This is a genomic window from Enterococcus salsurae, from assembly GCF_054784955.1.
This window is the reverse complement of record NZ_BAAHWY010000004.1, coordinates 206,847-223,816: the sequence shown is the minus strand read 5'-3', so window position 1 is coordinate 223,816 and position 16,970 is coordinate 206,847. Positions and strand designations below refer to the sequence as shown.

The window sequence follows — 16,970 nt, the reverse complement described above, 5'->3', positions numbered from 1 at the left end:
AAGATACAAGAAGAGGTGGACAATGGGGGAAAGCAATCAAACCAAAGCGATGATCGGCCAATCATTGGTGCAACTTTGCCAAACCAAAGAAATCAATAAAATCAGCGTCCAAGAGATTGCAGCGGCAGCCAATGTCAACCGTCAAACATTTTACTATCATTTTCCAGACAAAAAAGCCTTGATCCAGTGGATCTATCATCATGATGCGTTGGTCTTTTTGACCGCAGAAGATATTTCTTTGGATAACTGGGAAGAGGCGGCATTGCGTATGCTGAAAGCGATGAAAGCCTCTGCTGATTTTTATCGAAAATCAGTGATCGATGACCGAGAAATTTTGATGCGCAGTTTTTTTGAGATCACAGAACCGCTTTTTCAACGGTTGTTCCAAGGCGTAGACACCGATCAGCAATTGACGGCCAAAGATATTGGCTTTTATAGCCGTTTCTTTTCCTATGGGTGCGGCGGCATCCTAGAATCATGGTTGCGGAATGATTTTCCAGAGTCGCCGCTAGAAATTGCAACGCAATTGTTTCGTTTAGCCAAAGATGTTGAATTTTTTTCTTACCAAATTTATGAACAAGAGGAGCAGTGAACCATGACCAAAATACTTTTTGTTTGTTTAGGCAATATCTGTCGCTCACCAATGGCAGAAGCCTTATTCCAGGCAGAGATCAAAGCACAAGGATTAGACTGGCAAGTGGACTCTGCAGCAACGAGTTCGTGGGAAGCGGGCAACCCAGCCCATCCTGGTACGCGGCATTTGTTGGCACAAAAGGGCCTCAGCAGTGAAGGGTTGATTTCTCGTCAGGTGGCCGAGGCCGATTTTGAACGCTTTGATTGGATCATCGGAATGGATGACCAAAATGTTGCAGCATTACGAAAACAAGCACCAAAGCAATATAGAGACAAGATTCATGCGTATTTAAGTGTAGTCCCTGAGCAGCAAGAGACGGAGATTCCAGATCCTTATTATACTGGTGATTTTGAAGAAACCTATCGTTTGATCAAATTAGGCATGCCCTATTGGTTCGCAGCATTCGGGGAAGAAAAATAGCGATGTTCGCTCTTGTTTTTTTGCGTAAGTTTGGTAAAATAGGATAAGAGATGCGAACGTATGTGTGGCTTTTTGCCTCGGTATCGTGCAGAAAGGAAAGTCCAATGGAAAAGAAACCATCGCCTATCAAAAAATTAGGTAAACTCATTGTGATGACATCCACCACTTTACTGGATACGTTTTTCAGTGATGATGCAGACAAGAAGAACCAAACAGAGAAATTACGAGAAGTACGGCGTCTGCTGCAAGAGGCAGCAACTGCTAAGTATCTGGTGGTGCTGCAAGTCAAGGCAGAGAAATTAGGAGAATTTGAAACCGTTACCGGATGGATCGTAGGCAAGACGGTCGCGAAGGAACAAGTTGTGTTGAAGCTGCAAAACAATCGTCAGCAGTTGCGGATCATTCCGTTACATCAAATTTTAAAGGTCAGTACATTGAACACCAAGCCCAGTGCGAAAAAACGAATAGATAAGCAAGAAGAAGCGGTCAACGAATGACCGCTTCTTCTTTTGTGTATTTAGTTCTCCCCATGGGCCAATTGAACCACTGAGAGGCGCCACGCTGCCATATCTTTGATCAACGGATAAGGGATCTCTTGATCGAAAGGAAATTGAACAGCACCCTTGCTCGTCTTATAAGGTGCCAGCTCTTTTGAAAAATGCTGAATGGCATCAGGTGTAGGATAAAAACCTACATGTTTTTTTGCACAAGCGAAATGAACAAGATTTTCATGGTAATGGTAAGTAGGCATTTGATAGCTGATTTTCTCGATTGCTTGAGGCACTGCCTCTAGAATCGTTTGTCGGACTTTTATTAGAACAGCCTGATGCTGTGTAGGGGCATTGGCGATATATTGATCTACAGTAGACATAACGGTACCTCTTTTTTATTTTAAGTATACGACAAAAAAAGGAGCCTGTCAGTGGGTGGCTGACAGGCTAGGAGTAAAAATGAAAAGTGTTAGTTAGGGTTGTTTGTTGGTATGTATATAATATACCTAGAAAATGTGAATTTTTTGTGGAGAAAAGATTGGGAAGTGTTTAAGAATCATCATTTTTTTTACGAGATATCCAGTATTTTAATCCCAAAACGCCCTTTATTGGTTGTAGGCACGAAGAATTGCAGTGTATAGGTTCGATGACCGTTAGAGATGGCACGATACAAAGCTTCTATTTCTTTTTCAGCAGCATCTTTGGAAGGATAAAAGGCTAGTTGGACCGAATGCTCGCCCCAAAAGGTATGTTTATCGATGCCGCAAAGTAAAATGGTAGGTTCATCTGCTTTTGCTGCAAAAACTGGTGACAAAGTAAATTTGTAGAAAGCTGAAAGAGTCCCTGAGATGATACTGGTAACAAAGATATGGTCTAAAGAACTTTGGACTATAGCAGGTTGATTTTCGTTACCCAACAAATAGTCTGTAGAGACGTCGAAGTAATTTGCAATACGTGTCAAGTTTTTTAGATCTGGTTCCGCAGATCCTTTCTCATAGCGCGAGATAGCTTGCCTTGATATTGAGAGATATTCTGCAAGAACTGATTGAGAAAGTCCCTGTTTTTTCCGCAGTTCTTTTAGCCGTTCAGAAAACATGACGTACCTCCGTTGCTTTTCCTTCAATGATAAAAGAAATAGTCGTATCGCACAAGTGCAGTTTTGTTGCAAATGGGCACCTATCCGTTGCAATACTTGTTTACATCCTGTTTCAAACAAAAAAACACCCACCGGTGGGTGGCCGGTGGGAAGGAGTTAAAAATGAAAAAGTGTTAGTTAGGGTTGTTTGTTGGTATACATAAAGTATACGGCTTAAATATGAATATTTTGTGACAAAACCCTTTGAAAGTTCTTAAGAACCTGTGACGGTTCTGTTACAGTGATAGATTTTTTTCATCGAAATGATTCTTCAATGAACGATATAGATCGATATACTGACGATCATCAGAGGCATAATCCCATAAATAACTTGCTGTATCAGGGTTCAATTTTTTCAATAATTGACTTGAGCCGACAACAACATCGTATTTTGCTTGATGATTTTGGTCATAAGGTTCCGCAGCCACAAAGGTTAAGTCGTGCAAGAATTGCGACAAGCCTTGTACCAATAAAAAGTTATCTTCTAACGCGATACCCACATACAAGTGATTAGCATAACGAATTTGATCATAAAATGGCAGAAGCGTATGGGTATACATGATCGCCATTTGTTCTTGATTGTCATCGTTTAAATAATCAACAGTTGCATCTTCGCGATAGTTGGTCAAAAAAGTGCTGATTTTGGCTTGTAGTTGTGCTTCAGCAGCCCCACGATTGATCCTCGGGTTCAGCAAGCGATAGATATTTGGAAATGGTTGTCTGAAAACATAATTGCCATAAGTCACGTTGATCAGATTACCGATGATCAATGGCTCATCCAAGAGGCTTGGTTGAGAGGCAAAGACAGTTTCTTTCATCTCTGCTAATAAGTCTTGTACTAATGGGTAGACAGGATTTTTCTTGTCTGCAAAAAAGTATAATGTTTGTTGTAAAGCAGGCTCATCTGTGGATAGATAGAAAGGAAACATTTGCGCGAGTAAATAAATAAATCCAGATTCGCCTTTAAGTTGTTTGTCAGTTAACGCGAAACGATCGCCGATAAAGGCTTTTAATCGGTCGAAATCTAAATAGCGGTTGTTCTTCATCAAGAAGTTATAGCGTTTGTCATATTTTGCATAATTTTCTTTTTTGATGCGCAATAAGACCAAAGCAGCAAAATATTTTAATTCTAAACGACCCAAATAGGAATGCGTCATTGGGAAATATTCACTGAATTCATCCACAAACGCTTCGGCATCCGCTTCCGGAAGGGCAAAAGGCCATTCGATACCTCTTACACCTAACCAAATGATATTGAACAATGACAGACGAACCAAACGTTCATCCCCTACCAAATTCGATTCGGTATAGGTAAAGCGTAGTTGGAATTGTTTTAAATGATTTTTTAGTTTTTCAAATTTTCGGGAAACTGTGGAGCGGCTGACATCATATTTTTCGCAGAAATCAGTGATCGTAGGATCTTCTTCATTCAGCATATAAAGAACGTATAAAAACGGCACGCTTTTATTTAATAAATAGAAGCGATACTCATCGATCGTTACCGCGATATTCTGGGGCTGCAGTTTGCCACCGCGGCCGAGTATCGACATGTGATCTGGAGTTAACTCATTCAGATCTTGGTCGATCTCAGTCAACTCGATGAAAGCTTGTTGGTAGCTCAACTCCATTTCCTTCGCCAATTGGGCAATCGGGTGGCTAGGGTGTTGTAAAGTCAGCATACGCCGGAATATTTTAAATTTGATTAATGTTTGCGGATCCATCATAAGTTCTTCGTAAAACATAAGTATCCTCCTTTATTGGCTCTATTGTATCGTTTTTTTTCCCACCTGTCAGTCTTTTATGCAAAAAAGTATCCTACCTTTTAAGAAAAAGTAGGATATTTTTGCATATTTTAGCTGATTTTTTACTTGACGGGGTATTTTTTGAACCATGTCCAACATAAACCAATGATAAATCCGATGATTGCTGGAGTGACCCAACCCATACCAATTTGGAAAAATGGCAAATAGTTTTCAGCGAAACGCAGAATCGCTTGGACGAAAGCAGTGTCTTTGATCAATGCTGGGCAAGCATTCAATCCGTCGATGATCGCTGCGATCAGTGTGAAGTAAGTCGTCATGCGATACACGCTGGCACGATGACCAAACAACGGGCTGATGATCGCCAAAAGGATCAATGTGATCGCCAAGGGATAGATAAACATCAACACAGGCGTTGAAAACTCAATGATTTTGGTCAAGCCAACATTGGCAAAGATCGCTGGCAAAATACTCGTCAATCCGATAAAGAAGGCGTAGCTTTGATTGGGAAACAGCCCGGCAAAGGTTTCTGAGAATGCTGTGATCAAGCCGATGGCTGTTTTTAAACAGGCTAAGATCACGATCAAAGCCAACAATAGGCTGCCTAAAGTGCCGAGATAATGGTTGGCGATCTGGGCTAAAGCGATCCCCCCGTTTTCGCTGATAGGGAATTGTCCGATACTCATTGCCCCCATATATGAAAGCAGCGTGTAGATGATTCCCATCAAGACGATACTCACTGATCCGGATAAAATGGTATCTTTCGCGACGGTGGCAGGCTTTTCAATGCCCATATTGCGAATCGTTGAGACGATGATGATCCCGAATGCCAAAGAAGCGAGGGCGTCCAGGGTATTGTATCCATTGGTAAACCCAGTAAAGAAAGCATCACTTTGATAATTGGCTTGCACCGCAATCTCACTGGTTGCCCCCAGCGGATTCAAGAAAGCAAACAACAGCAGCACCCCTAGCAAGACCAAGAACAGAGGGTTCAAAAACTTGCCGACATAATCTAATATTTTGCTTGGTTTACGTGAAAACCACCAAGCAGCGCCGAAAAACAAACAAGAAAATAAGGCGAGCAGCAGTGTGTTCAGGCTGTCAGACACATGAGGCGCTAAGCCAATCTCGTAGGAAGTGGTGGCTAGACGCGGCAATGCAAAAAATGGACCGATCACCAAATATAGCAACACGGTGAAGATCATTGCATACCGGCGATTGACCCGGGCGGCCAATTCAAAGACCCCGCTGCTTTGAGAAAGTCCAATGGCGATGACCCCTAAGAAAGGTAATCCGATCCCGGTGGCCAAAAAACCGAGATTGGCCAATCCGACATTTGCTCCAGCTTCTTGCCCCATATGAACAGGGAAAATCAGATTTCCAGCACCAAAAAACAGCCCAAATAACATTGAGCCAACATAAAGATAATCTTTCAAACGCAATTTCTTTTCCATAAATCAAAGACTCCTATAATTCCATAGTTTTAAAAAAAGTAACAAAAAATGACATGAAATGCAATAGTTTTTAGTGAAAAATGCCTAAAAATCAGCTTGCTTTATACAGCGGCAAACAAAAAAAGAACGCAGTGTCCGCTCAAAACCCATGTTGGATACAATCACAAGGCCAGTCAAGCGGTGTGCGTTCTTTAAGCTGCTCTTTTAATTAAGTACCCGTGAAAGGAACTCTTTGGTACGTTGTTCTTGCGGATGGACAAAAATGTCTTCTGGTGTGCCTTGTTCTGCGATGACCCCTTTATCCATGAAAATCACACGGTCAGATACCTCTTTGGCAAAGCCCATTTCGTGGGTCACGATCACCATCGTCAGTCCTGTATGGGCCAAGGTATTCATTGTTTTCAAGACTTCGCCGACCATTTCGGGATCAAGTGCTGAAGTCGGTTCATCAAACAACATGACATCTGGATTCATCGACAGTGCTCTGGCAATGGCCACCCGTTGTTTTTGTCCGCCGGACAGTTGAGAAGGTTTTGCGTTGCTATATTGCGCCATGCCGACTTTCTCAAGGTTTTCTTTGGCAATCGCTTCGGCTTCTTTGCGGTCACGTTTGAGGACGGTGATTTGACCAGTCACACAATTTTCTAAAACATTCATATTATTGAATAGGTTGAATGATTGGAACACCATCCCTAAATGGGTGCGGTATTTCGGCAGATCATACCCTTTTTCCAACACATTTTCTCCGAGATAGACAATTTCACCACTGGTGGGCTTTTCTAATAAATTGATACAGCGAAGCAAGGTTGATTTTCCTGAGCCGGAAGAACCAATGATCGTCACGACTTCACCTTTGTTGACAGACAAACTAATATCTTTTAGAACTTCGTTGTCGCCAAAACTTTTTTTCAAACGGTTGATTTCAATGATTGCTGACATGTTCTTCCTCCTTATTCATTTGGGTTGATGTCTTCCAATTTTACATAAGCGCTAGGGCCATCCATTTTACGCTCTACAAAACGTAAAATCTGTGTCGCACTGACAGTCAGGACCAGATAGATGACACCGATGATCGCAAATGTTTGGAAATATTGGAAGTTCGTTCCGGCAGCAGAGGTTCCTTGGAAGAACAGATCGGCTACACTAATGACACTCAAAACAGCTGTATCTTTGATATTGATGATGATTTCATTTCCTGTCGCTGGCAAGATATTGCGCATGACTTGCGGTAAAACGACTTTGATCATGGTTTGCCAGTGGGTCATTCCGATTGCTTGAGCCGCTTCAAACTGGCCATCATCAACGGCGAAGATCCCGCCGCGCACAATTTCAGACATATAGGCTCCAGTATTGATCGACACGATCAATAAGGCTGCTATTGTCCGATTCATCGATACACCGAAAGCCAATGCCGTCCCATAGAAGATGACCATCGCTTGCACCATCATTGGTGTACCGCGAAAGACTTCGATATAAATCGTCAATAAACCATTGACGACACGCTGGAAGAAACGGCTGACTGGGTTTTCAGATAATGGCAATGTACGGAAGACACCGACCAGTAAACCAATCAGCAAGCCAATGGCTGTTGATACGATGGCGATGAACAAGGTCAGTCCGGCACCGCGCAAGAACAACAGCCCATAATCATCAATGATTTTTTTGAAATCTGCGATCAGTCCTTGATCAGCGGTTTCGCCACTGGCATCTGCTGGTTGTTGAATGATTGCTTGATCCATCAAATCGGTCCGTTCTTCTTGAGAGATACCAGCTAAAATTTGATTGACAGCGGCAACGTCGCTATCGCCTTTACGCATACCTACAGCGACTTGCACGTCTTCAGGATTGGTTTCAAATCCTGCGCCATCTGCAAATTCGATCATCTCTAAATCTGGATTGGCACCGACAGCTGTGACACCTTCTGGACGTTCACTGACATACCCATCAATGATACCAGAAGCCAATGCCACCCGCATGGAAGAAAAATCACGCATGGCTTGTTCCTTGTCGACATCAGGGATCTGATCGATCACGGTATAATGGAAGGTATTTAATTGCGCTGTGATTTTCGCGCCAGATAAATCTGCCAAACTTTTGGCATCTGCGAAGTCACCATCTTTACGTACAACGACCACTAGGTCTGATTCATAGTAAGGATCGGTGAAGTCGATTTGTTCCCGACGTTCTGCTGTGGGCGACATCCCGGCGATCACGGCATCGATCGTTCCAGATTGCAAGGCTGGCGCCAAACCATCCCATTGGGTTTTGACGATCACCAACTCTTTGCCTAGACCCTCTGCGATCTTTTTGGCGATTTGGACGTCATAGCCGCCAGCAAAAGCTGAACCTTCCTCTCCTGAGATAGGTACGGCACCGTTGGCATCCGTCGTTTGGGTCCAGTTGAAAGGGGCGTAGCCAGCTTCCATGCCAACCCGGAATTGATCAGGGGGTGTTTGTTCATCCGCGGCCACAGGTGAAGTCCATTGACCGAACGACAAACAGAGGGCGAATAAGGCCCAAATCCAATAATGTTTTTTCATTTTTCTCTTTCCTTTCACGAGCAAAACAGGCAGGCATGGGTGAAAAAGCACAAAAAACAGCCGTACTCCATGATTGGAAAACGGCTGTGGACAGGTTTTTGTCGACAAACCTTTCACAAAACATAGCGCAACTTAGCGAAGCTAAGACAGTCCGCAAATTATTCATTTGCGGCCCAACAGAGTGATTCTAGCAAAACCAACTTTGTTTCGGCGATATTCCCTAGCTCTGCTGTTAACGTGTTGCTGCACTCAGCAGGATTAATGAACCTCGCGACCTCTACCTAAATGTTAAAGGGGACTCGTATTTAATTTGATTCTTATCAGAGTTTAGAAGAATTTCTAGCGAATGTCAATTCTTTTTAACAAAAAAACGACCATTATCTTTCTCAATCAGAAAGTAGGGCCGTCTTTGTGTGTATCGATTCATCGATTATGCAACTTTCGCTTTTGGTTCACGACCCAAAACAGCTTGGATCACTGTGAGTCCCAACAATAGACCAAGCGCTAAGTAAATCAAGCTTGAATATTGTGTGACGCCCCAATCTTGGCCTAATGAACGATAGACCACAAGCACGATGGCTTGAATAATAGCTGTAATGACGTTTAATAAACCAAAGGCCCATAGATTTCCATTTTCTTTACGTGCCAAATAGAAAATAGAGAAGTATAAGCTGACTGCTAACCAACCAAAACTAATGATGATCATTGCCCAATAAATAAGAAATGCTACCAATGTATTTCACCTCACTTTAATTCGTGAATAGTTTACCATGTTTTAGCAAAAAAGTCATGAAAGATTCAACTTGAAAAATGTTTTACTGCATCATGCAGCGGATCAATAAAAAAATCAATGGCAACGAACAGTCAAACGAAAGAATGAAAATAGCACCCCAAAATATTTTTGATATATTGGTCAATTATGTTAAAATAACTTTGAACAATTGAATAAAAATACGTTATTTATTGGAGGCGCAAATTGGAAACGAAAGTACGATGGACAGGATACGCAGCACTCATTCTTATTTTTCTATTTTTTTCCGGACTTTTTACAGCAAGCGAAGGTCCTCTACAAGCGTTGGATTTTAACAATATTGTCGGTGAGTTTGGTGTGTTGGGGGACTTAGGCGAAGGGGATGGTGTCCTTGCAAGTTCATTCAGAGGCATCGATGGAACGGGGGTTCGAGATGGCTTTCTCTTTGCCTTATCGTTGGTACCGGCAGTCATGTTCTCGCTTGGGATCATCAAAATCGTGGAGCACTTTGATGGATTGAATGCGGCAGAACATTTATTGAGTCCTTTGTTACGCCCATTGTTAGGTATCCCAGGTTCTTCAGGGATTGCATTGGTCGCAAGCCTGCAATCTGCCGACGCGGGTGCTTCGATGATGAAGCAAATATCTGAGGAGAATCGCTTAGATGCAAAGGAAAAAATCATTTTTTGCGCATTTCAGTTTTCAGCTGGCGCCGCGCTGACCAATTTTCTGGGAAGTGGGGCAGCACTGTTTCCTTTTTTAGGGAACGTGCCGATTTTGGTTCCTTTGTTGGTGATTTTCTTTTATAAAATTCTAGGTGCTAATTTGATGCGTTTGTATCTGAACAGATTTCCCATCAATGGATCGCCAGAAGGAGAGGTGCAGATATGAAAAAAGGTTCAGTGATTGATGCATTTGTCGAAGGCGCACGGAATGGTTTTCAGATTGCCGTTCATTCGACGATCCCGAATATTATTTTTGCTTTTGCGTTGATTCAGGTACTGGAATTAACTGGGGCATTGGTTTTGATCGGGCAGCTTTTCCGTCCTGTGATGGTGATATTTGGCTTACCAGGGGTGGCGGCAACTGTTTTGATGGGTGCTTGGTTGTCCATGGGCGGCGGCGTTGGGATTGCAGCTGGCCTGATTGCAGCCGGAGAACTGACGGGAGCGGAAGCGACGATTTTGTTGCCGGCGATCTATTTGATTGGCTCACAAGTCCAATATTTGGGTCGTATTCTAGGTACCGCAGCATTGCCAACGAAGTATAATCTCCACATGTTTTTGATTTCATTGATCAACGCGGCGTTGGCCATGCTGACCATGCGCTTGTTTGTATAATATCTAGTGATAGACCAGACAAAAGGAGGATTTGACATGGATCAAGAAAGATTGTTCACCACGTTTTGCACATTGGTACAAATCGATTCGGAATCAGGACAAGAAAGAAACGTTGCCGACTATCTGCTGCACACATTGAAAGAATTGGCGATCGAGGTGTTTGAAGATGATAGTCAACCAATCACAGGGTTAGGGTCAGGCAATCTGCTGGCCTTTCTACCGGGAAATATCCCCGATGCTGAACCATTGTTGCTGAATGCCCATATCGACACGGTGAGCCCAGGAAAAAGTATTCAACCACAATGTATCGATGGTGTGATTTCGTCAAAAGGTGCAACCATTCTTGGGTCGGACGACAAAGCGGGTGTTGCCGCAATTTTAGAAACAGTACGGACGATTCAGGAACAAAAGATCCCTCATGGGGATCTGCAAATAATCTTTACCGTTGGGGAAGAAGTTGGTTTGCTGGGGGCCAAAGCAATCGATCCAGCGCATCTCAGAGCGCAAATCGGTTATGCATTAGATACTGGCGGAGCTGTTGGCGGGATGAAGACCGCTGCACCAGGCGCGGCAGAAATCAAAGCAACGGTGAATGGCATCACAGCTCATGCCGGTGTCGCACCGGAAAAAGGTGTATCAGCAATCGAAATAGCTGCTAAAGCGGTGGCAAAAATGACATTGGGAAGAATCGATGGTGAAACCACCGCCAACATCGGCACCTTTATGGCTACTGGTCCGACGAATGTGGTAGCAGATCATGTAGAGATCATCGGAGAAGTCCGTTCTTTTGATCAAGAGAAATTGGCGCACCAAGTGGATGAGATGTTGACCATTTTGGAAGAAACGGCTGCGAGCATGGGTGGGAAAGTCCAAGCAGAAGCCAAGGTGAATTTTTCGAGTATTCAACTTTCTGACGACTGCAAAGCTGTCCGTATGGCCGCCGCTGCTGCTGCCAAAATAGGACGGACGTACCAATCATTTGCAGCTGGCGGCGGCAGCGATGCCAATATCTTCAATGGCTTAGGTGTTGAAATGGGTGTGCTTGCCTGCGGCTATGAAGACATTCACACAGTCAATGAAAAAATGCCAATCGAAGAATTGCAGCAATTGGTGGCCATGACGATTGCACTTGTCCAAGAAGCAGCCCAAACCGACACTGCTATCTGATAGTTGTACGAAACATTTTTTTACGCCTCAGCAACGACCGCAATGTCGATTGCTGAGGCGTTTTTTTGTGCAGCATCGTAAGGGAAAACTACTGCGGGATACAGTCCTAGTCATCGTTAGATAATTGGCAAAAGCTAGTGATTATGCGGCGCAAAATGGTATACTAGATACCATACATAACCAACCTGAAAATATTGGAAGAAAGAAGGGAAACCATGGATAGCCAAACTGCTGCCAAACTGATTCGAGAAGCCAAGAGCTGTACTTTTTTGACTGGTGCAGGGGTTTCAACGCCTTCTGGCATTCCTGATTATCGCTCGTTAAAAGGGGTTTATCAAGGGATTCAGCAACCCGAGTATTTATTGAGCCATACCTGTATGGTCAATGAACCGGATACCTTTTATCAATTTGTTCAACACTTGTATCATCCTCATGCCAAGCCCAATGTGATTCATCGAACCATTGCAGCGCTTGAAACGTCACGGCCTGTCTGGACGGTATCGCAAAACATTGATGGCCTCCACAAAAAAGCTGGCAGCCATCATTGCATCGATTTTCACGGCAGTCTTTACCATTGTTATTGCCGGAAATGCGGCCAAACTGTTCCATGGGAAACCTATTTGACAGATTGGCATCATCTAGCGTGCGGGGGGCAAATTCGCCCGGATATCGTCCTTTACGAAGAAGGGTTCGCAGATGCTCAGATTGAAGCGGCGATTTCTGCTGTAATGCAAGCCGAATTGCTGGTTGTCGTAGGTACGTCATTGCAAGTGTATCCCTTTGCCGGTTTGATCCAGTACCAGCAAACACCGTCAGTGTTGGTGATCAACCAAACCCCAGTTGCGGGTATCGCAGCTGAGCAAGTATTGGCGCGCGGCGAAGACATCTTTGCATTAGTTTAAAAATGAAGAATAACGCGCCGTTAATGAAAAGAATACGGCACATAACGGAGGAAAAACAATGACAGAACGGACAGAAAAAGAAAAAATGATTGCTGGTGAATTGTATTTCGCACCAGATCCAGAATTGACTGCAGATCGAAAATATGCCCGGGAACAAATGGCGTTGATCAATCAAGAAACCGATGAAAAAGTCAAAGAACAGCTATTGAAAGAAACCTTTGGTACGGTCAGCGGACGGATTTACATCGAACCGAATGTACGTTTCGATTACGGCTATAACATTTCTATTGGCAAAAACTTTTATGCCAATTATGATTGTATTTTGCTAGATGTTTGTCCAATCACGATCGGCGATAATTGTATGTTGGCACCCAATGTCCGTTTGTTTACTGCCACCCACCCACTGCATCCGGTCAAACGCAATAGCGGTCTTGAATTAGGTGCACCCATCGTGATTGGCGACAATGTCTGGATCGGAGGGGCCGCAACGATTGTCCCTGGCGTGCGCTTAGGCAACAATGTCGTTGTCGGGGCAGGAAGTGTTGTCACCAAATCATTTCCTGACAATGTGGTGATCGCAGGCAATCCGGCCCGCGTGATCAAAACAATCGATTTGAATGAAGCAGAATCCGCAGATCCATTGCAGCCTTTACGGGAAGAAATCGATCAAATCGATGGGCAGATCACCCACTTGTTAGAAAAACGCATGACAACGGTCAATGAGATCGCCCAAGTCAAAAAATCAAGCCACATGCCGGTCTTAGATGAAAATCGTGAGGCCAAAGTGTTAGACAATATCCGTCAATCTGTATCAAATAAAGCTTTTGAAGAAACAATCGTTGCTTCATTTGAATCGATCATGGCGCATTCAAGAGCGTATCAAAATCAACGACTGGAGGATTAAGGAATGGATGGGACAACGAGACGCACCCAAATCTTAGCCGCTTTGCAAGCAGCAGATAAAGCAATCAGTGCCAGCAAATTGGCAGATGCACTAGGTGTGAGCCGACAAATCATTGTTGGGGATATTGCCTTGATGCGGGCGGCTGGAGAAGAAATCGTCGCTACTGCAAGAGGATATCGGCTGCAAGCACTGATGGCTGCTGAGGGCAATGTCACCAAAATCGCCGTTCAGCATACACCGGCACAAACAGAAGCGGAACTGAATATTTTTGTTGCTTGCCACTTGGAAGTGTTAGATGTGGTGGTAGAACACGACATATATGGAGAATTGACAGGGAGTCTGCGTATTCAAACAGCGCAAGATGTAGCGGACTTTATGGCAAGGAGTCAACATGCTGAGGCGCGATTATTGTCAGACTTGACCAATGGCATCCATCTGCATACGCTGCGCTATCAAGATGCAGCGGACTTGGTCAAAGCCAAAGCATTATTGGCAGAACAAGGTATGCTCTATCAAAATTAGGAGTGATCATATGGAAGATGTATTACTGGTGATTGATCTGCAGAATGGTGTGTGCAATGAAAACGGCGCAACGATTGATCATCTGGAAGAACTGATTGCTTTTACCAATCAGCGCATTGATAGGTATCGGGCAGCTGCACGTCCCATTATATTTGTACAGCACGAAGATGAGGCATTGATTTATGGAGAATCATCGTGGCAATTGTATCCTGAACTGCATCAAGAAAAAAGTGATAGATATGTTCGGAAAACACATGCCAATAGTTTTTTTCAAACCAATCTACAATCGATTTTGGTTGATTTAGGTGTTGGGTCGATTGAATTTGCAGGGGCGCAAACAGAGTATTGTATGGACGGAACGATCAAGTTTGCCCATGGTTTGGGTTATAAAAACAGCCTGTATAGCTATGCAACGAGTACGTATCCCAGCAATGGATTGTCGGCACCGGCAATCATCGACTGGTATGAAGGAATCTGGCAAGGACGCTATGCCCGCATATTGCCGCAACCATAAAAAATGATTTTTTGTGTTGACAAGGAGTGCATTTTCCAGTAAAGTACATGACAACAAGAATAAATAGATCTGATGATAAGGAAAGTAAACGACGAAACTTTAAAGAGAGACTCTGTTTGGTGGAAAGAGTTAAGTCAGAAGCGTTGAACAATGGCCTTGGAGGATTGATTGTCGATAAGTAGGCAATCACGGACTGCTCGACCGATACCGCGAGCGCCAATCTCTGTGCAGACAGATGTTGGGTCAAGGGAAAGGCAACTTTCCGAACAAAAGGTGGTACCGCGAACTTTCGTCCTTTTATTAGCTTAGGCTGATAAAAGGATTTTTTTGTACATAAAAATAGTATCAAACACGATGAATTGGTAAGTATATACGGCAGTTTTTTTCAAAAGAGAGCTTCGGCAGCTGAAAAGAAGCAAAAAAACACGGATAGAAAATGGCCAAGGAGTGATTCGTTCCGAGCAGATACCTGCAAGGCAGCGACGGCAGCGACCGTTATCTCGCTAGAGTATGTAGGTACTTGAAAAGGAGTCTTGTGTGAGCAAGGCTTGAACAGAGGTGGTAACACGCAAAAAGCGTCCTCAAGCAAATCAATCATTGGTTTGCTTGAGGACGCTTTTTGCGTAGTTGAAGAAAATAAAGGAGGAAGTACATGATTTCTTTAAAAGATATATCAGTCACATTCAATCAACCAAAAAAAACTGCGATCCAAGCAGTCAAACAAGTGTCATTAGAAGTCGATAAAGGAGATGTCTACGGCATTGTTGGTTATTCAGGGGCCGGTAAAAGTACGTTGGTACGGGTGATCAATCTCTTGCAACGCCCAACGCAAGGGCAAGTCGTTGTGGATGGCACAGATTTGACGGCATTGTCGGCAAAAGCTTTACGCGAGAAAAGAAAAACGATCGGGATGATCTTTCAGCACTTCAACTTGATGAACAGTCGCAATGTTTTTGACAACGTGGATTTCTCCCTGAAATATGCGGGCAGATCCAAACAGGAACGTCGTCAAAAAGTGACAGATTTATTGGCGCTTGTTGGGTTGGAAGAAAAAGCCGAGGCGTTTCCCAGTCAATTATCTGGGGGGCAAAAACAGCGGGTCGCCATTGCGAGAGCATTAGCCAACGATCCGCAGATTTTGCTCTGTGATGAAGCTACCAGCGCATTGGATCCCAAAACCACTTTGCAGATCTTAGCTTTGCTCAAAAAGCTGAATCGCAAGTTAGGATTGACGATCGTGATCATCACGCATGAAATGCAAGTCGTCAAAGAAATCTGCAACAAAGTCGCAGTTATGGAAGATGGCGAGGTCATCGAACAAGGGTCTAGTATTCAAATCTTCAGCAAGCCGGAAAAACCGTTGACCAAAGATTTTATTCGGACAGCCACACATATTGATCAAGCCTTAGAAACGATTTTAGGCAGCACCAAATTTTCTGCGTTGGCACCAAATGAATGGTTGGTTGAGCTTTCTTATGTTGGCGATCAGACCAACGAACCGCTGATAGCGCAACTGTATAGCCGTTACAAAGTGACGACCAATATCTTGTATGGCAACGTCGAGATTTTACAAGAGGTGCCGATCGGCAGTTTGATCGTTAGCTTATCCGGAGAGTATCAACAACGGAAACGGGCATTGGCTTATTTGAAAGAACATGGTGTGTATACCAACATCATCAAAGAAAATCATGCAGAACCATTAAACAATGTGATTGAGGGAGGGTTTTAAATGGGGGCTTTATTTGAACGATATTTTCCCAATGTAGTGGCCATTTCAGATGAGTTTGTCGCTGCCACGATCCAGACGCTCTACATGACGTTTTGGACAGCATTGATCGCCGGCATTCTGGGCATCTTATTGGGGATCGTCTTAGTGGTGACTAGACCAGGCGGTATTTTAGAAAATCGTGGGTTGTTTGAACTTTTGGATAAAGTGATCAACATCGTACGTTCGATTCCATTTATCATATTACTGGCATTATTGGGTACGTTCACCCGTTTGATCGTGGGGACGACGATAGGTGAAACAGCTGCGTTAGTGCCGTTGATTGCTGGAATCATTCCCTTTTTTGCACGTCAGATCGAGATTTCTTTATTGGAAGTCGATCCAGGCGTTGTTGAAGCAGCTGAAGCGATGGGTACGAGTCCGATCGGCATTATATTTAGAGTGTATTTACCAGAAGGATTGGCGGGCATCATTCGCGTTTCTGCACTGACGATCATCAATGTCATTGGTTTGACGGCAATGGCTGGTGCTGTGGGTGCCGGCGGGTTAGGCAATCTCGCCATCACGCGTGGCTACAATCGATTCCAAAGTGATGTGACCATTATGGCGACATTGATTATCTTGGTCTTGGTCTTCATCAGTCAATTTATCAGCAATCTTTTGGTCAAACGCGTATCTCATTAAAAAATAGCGAAAACTTGGAGGAATAA

General features: G+C 43.7%; 19 protein-coding genes, 1 riboswitch and 1 other annotated feature. Of the genes, 12 read left to right on the top strand and 7 right to left on the bottom strand.

Annotated features, from left to right (window positions below; all coding sequences use genetic code 11):
- The first annotated feature begins 22 nt into the window (after nt 1-22).
- The 3 genes from ACYVRS_RS11200 to ACYVRS_RS11190 all read left to right on the top strand — a co-directional run bounded on the left by ACYVRS_RS11200 (nt 23) and on the right by ACYVRS_RS11190 (nt 1,551).
- The gene (locus ACYVRS_RS11200) at nt 23-592 is read left to right on the top strand and encodes a TetR/AcrR family transcriptional regulator (RefSeq protein WP_312498383.1); all 570 of its coding nucleotides are present in this window, start codon (nt 23-25) and stop codon (nt 590-592) included.
- A gap of 3 nt (nt 593-595) precedes the next feature.
- Entirely contained in the window at nt 596-1,054 is a 459-nt protein-coding gene (locus tag ACYVRS_RS11195; RefSeq protein WP_054115788.1) for a low molecular weight protein-tyrosine-phosphatase, read from the top strand.
- Between the two features lie 104 nt (nt 1,055-1,158).
- A complete protein-coding gene (locus ACYVRS_RS11190) occupies nt 1,159-1,551 on the top strand; it encodes a hypothetical protein (RefSeq protein WP_054115789.1) in 393 nt (130 codons plus the stop codon).
- A 20-nt stretch (nt 1,552-1,571) separates the two neighbouring features.
- Here the strand turns inward: ACYVRS_RS11190 and ACYVRS_RS11185 are convergent, their stop codons facing one another.
- The 7 genes from ACYVRS_RS11185 to ACYVRS_RS11155 form a co-directional block, all read right to left on the bottom strand.
- Nucleotides 1,572-1,925, bottom strand: coding sequence for an iron chaperone (locus ACYVRS_RS11185; RefSeq protein WP_313538054.1), 354 nt, complete (start codon nt 1,923-1,925; stop codon nt 1,572-1,574).
- Between the two features lie 188 nt (nt 1,926-2,113).
- Entirely contained in the window at nt 2,114-2,761 is a 648-nt protein-coding gene (locus tag ACYVRS_RS11180; protein WP_461203377.1) for a helix-turn-helix domain-containing protein, read from the bottom strand.
- Between the two features lie 155 nt (nt 2,762-2,916).
- Complete coding sequence (locus tag ACYVRS_RS11175; protein WP_313538052.1) at nt 2,917-4,422, bottom strand: helix-turn-helix domain-containing protein; 1,506 nt, start codon at nt 4,420-4,422, stop codon at nt 2,917-2,919.
- Nucleotides 4,423-4,544: 122 nt separating this feature from the next.
- Nucleotides 4,545-5,894, bottom strand: a complete 1,350-nt coding sequence (gene brnQ, locus ACYVRS_RS11170) for a branched-chain amino acid transport system II carrier protein (RefSeq protein ID WP_313538050.1) — start codon at nt 5,892-5,894, stop codon at nt 4,545-4,547.
- A 204-nt stretch (nt 5,895-6,098) separates the two neighbouring features.
- Nucleotides 6,099-6,833, bottom strand: a complete 735-nt coding sequence (locus tag ACYVRS_RS11165; RefSeq protein ID WP_312498376.1) for an amino acid ABC transporter ATP-binding protein — start codon at nt 6,831-6,833, stop codon at nt 6,099-6,101.
- Between the two features lie 11 nt (nt 6,834-6,844).
- Nucleotides 6,845-8,434, bottom strand: a complete 1,590-nt coding sequence (locus tag ACYVRS_RS11160) for an ABC transporter permease subunit (protein ID WP_312542053.1) — start codon at nt 8,432-8,434, stop codon at nt 6,845-6,847.
- 115 nt (nt 8,435-8,549) lie between these two features.
- Nucleotides 8,550-8,722, bottom strand: a riboswitch (Lysine riboswitch).
- 142 nt (nt 8,723-8,864) lie between these two features.
- Nucleotides 8,865-9,167, bottom strand: a complete 303-nt coding sequence (locus ACYVRS_RS11155; RefSeq protein ID WP_054115795.1) for a hypothetical protein — start codon at nt 9,165-9,167, stop codon at nt 8,865-8,867.
- Between the two features lie 243 nt (nt 9,168-9,410).
- Between ACYVRS_RS11155 and ACYVRS_RS11150 the strand changes: the two genes are divergently transcribed.
- The 9 genes from ACYVRS_RS11150 to ACYVRS_RS11110 all read left to right on the top strand — a co-directional run bounded on the left by ACYVRS_RS11150 (nt 9,411) and on the right by ACYVRS_RS11110 (nt 16,944).
- Nucleotides 9,411-10,076 carry a nucleoside recognition domain-containing protein gene (locus tag ACYVRS_RS11150; protein ID WP_461203376.1) on the top strand — a complete coding sequence of 222 codons (666 nt, stop codon included), beginning with the start codon at nt 9,411-9,413 and terminating at the stop codon, nt 10,074-10,076.
- Nucleotides 10,073-10,525, top strand: a complete 453-nt coding sequence (locus tag ACYVRS_RS11145) for a YjiG family protein (protein ID WP_054115796.1) — start codon at nt 10,073-10,075, stop codon at nt 10,523-10,525. Before ACYVRS_RS11150 ends, ACYVRS_RS11145 begins: the two co-directional genes overlap by 4 nt.
- A gap of 36 nt (nt 10,526-10,561) precedes the next feature.
- Nucleotides 10,562-11,692: a M20/M25/M40 family metallo-hydrolase gene (locus ACYVRS_RS11140; protein ID WP_313538047.1), complete on the top strand. Its 1,131-nt coding sequence runs from the start codon at nt 10,562-10,564 to the stop codon at nt 11,690-11,692.
- A 215-nt stretch (nt 11,693-11,907) separates the two neighbouring features.
- On the top strand, nt 11,908-12,594 hold the full coding sequence (locus ACYVRS_RS11135; protein ID WP_312498371.1) for an NAD-dependent protein deacylase: 687 nt from the start codon (nt 11,908-11,910) through the stop codon (nt 12,592-12,594).
- Nucleotides 12,595-12,652: 58 nt separating this feature from the next.
- On the top strand, nt 12,653-13,498 hold the full coding sequence (locus tag ACYVRS_RS11130; protein WP_313538045.1) for a chorismate mutase: 846 nt from the start codon (nt 12,653-12,655) through the stop codon (nt 13,496-13,498).
- Between the two features lie 3 nt (nt 13,499-13,501).
- Nucleotides 13,502-14,020, top strand: a complete 519-nt coding sequence (locus tag ACYVRS_RS11125) for a 3H domain-containing protein (RefSeq protein WP_313538043.1) — start codon at nt 13,502-13,504, stop codon at nt 14,018-14,020.
- Between the two features lie 10 nt (nt 14,021-14,030).
- Nucleotides 14,031-14,534: a cysteine hydrolase family protein gene (locus ACYVRS_RS11120; protein WP_313538041.1), complete on the top strand. Its 504-nt coding sequence runs from the start codon at nt 14,031-14,033 to the stop codon at nt 14,532-14,534.
- Between the two features lie 63 nt (nt 14,535-14,597).
- Nucleotides 14,598-14,834: a binding site (T-box leader), on the top strand.
- 352 nt (nt 14,835-15,186) lie between these two features.
- Nucleotides 15,187-16,263 carry a methionine ABC transporter ATP-binding protein gene (locus tag ACYVRS_RS11115; RefSeq protein WP_313538039.1) on the top strand — a complete coding sequence of 359 codons (1,077 nt, stop codon included), beginning with the start codon at nt 15,187-15,189 and terminating at the stop codon, nt 16,261-16,263.
- Nucleotides 16,264-16,944, top strand: a complete 681-nt coding sequence (locus tag ACYVRS_RS11110) for a methionine ABC transporter permease (protein WP_461198767.1) — start codon at nt 16,264-16,266, stop codon at nt 16,942-16,944.
- The last annotated feature ends 26 nt before the right edge of the window (nt 16,945-16,970 follow it).

Coding starts and splice junctions, on each gene's coding strand:
- ACYVRS_RS11200 (WP_312498383.1), top strand. CDS start 23: ATGGGGGAAAGCAATCAAACCAAAGCGATGATCGGCCAATCATTGGTG.
- ACYVRS_RS11195 (WP_054115788.1), top strand. CDS start 596: ATGACCAAAATACTTTTTGTTTGTTTAGGCAATATCTGTCGCTCACCA.
- ACYVRS_RS11190 (WP_054115789.1), top strand. CDS start 1,159: ATGGAAAAGAAACCATCGCCTATCAAAAAATTAGGTAAACTCATTGTG.
- ACYVRS_RS11185 (WP_313538054.1), bottom strand. CDS start 1,925: ATGTCTACTGTAGATCAATATATCGCCAATGCCCCTACACAGCATCAG.
- ACYVRS_RS11175 (WP_313538052.1), bottom strand. CDS start 4,422: ATGTTTTACGAAGAACTTATGATGGATCCGCAAACATTAATCAAATTT.
- brnQ (WP_313538050.1), bottom strand. CDS start 5,894: ATGGAAAAGAAATTGCGTTTGAAAGATTATCTTTATGTTGGCTCAATG.
- ACYVRS_RS11165 (WP_312498376.1), bottom strand. CDS start 6,833: ATGTCAGCAATCATTGAAATCAACCGTTTGAAAAAAAGTTTTGGCGAC.
- ACYVRS_RS11160 (WP_312542053.1), bottom strand. CDS start 8,434: ATGAAAAAACATTATTGGATTTGGGCCTTATTCGCCCTCTGTTTGTCG.
- ACYVRS_RS11145 (WP_054115796.1), top strand. CDS start 10,073: ATGAAAAAAGGTTCAGTGATTGATGCATTTGTCGAAGGCGCACGGAAT.
- ACYVRS_RS11140 (WP_313538047.1), top strand. CDS start 10,562: ATGGATCAAGAAAGATTGTTCACCACGTTTTGCACATTGGTACAAATC.
- ACYVRS_RS11135 (WP_312498371.1), top strand. CDS start 11,908: ATGGATAGCCAAACTGCTGCCAAACTGATTCGAGAAGCCAAGAGCTGT.
- ACYVRS_RS11130 (WP_313538045.1), top strand. CDS start 12,653: ATGACAGAACGGACAGAAAAAGAAAAAATGATTGCTGGTGAATTGTAT.
- ACYVRS_RS11125 (WP_313538043.1), top strand. CDS start 13,502: ATGGATGGGACAACGAGACGCACCCAAATCTTAGCCGCTTTGCAAGCA.
- ACYVRS_RS11120 (WP_313538041.1), top strand. CDS start 14,031: ATGGAAGATGTATTACTGGTGATTGATCTGCAGAATGGTGTGTGCAAT.
- ACYVRS_RS11115 (WP_313538039.1), top strand. CDS start 15,187: ATGATTTCTTTAAAAGATATATCAGTCACATTCAATCAACCAAAAAAA.
- ACYVRS_RS11110 (WP_461198767.1), top strand. CDS start 16,264: ATGGGGGCTTTATTTGAACGATATTTTCCCAATGTAGTGGCCATTTCA.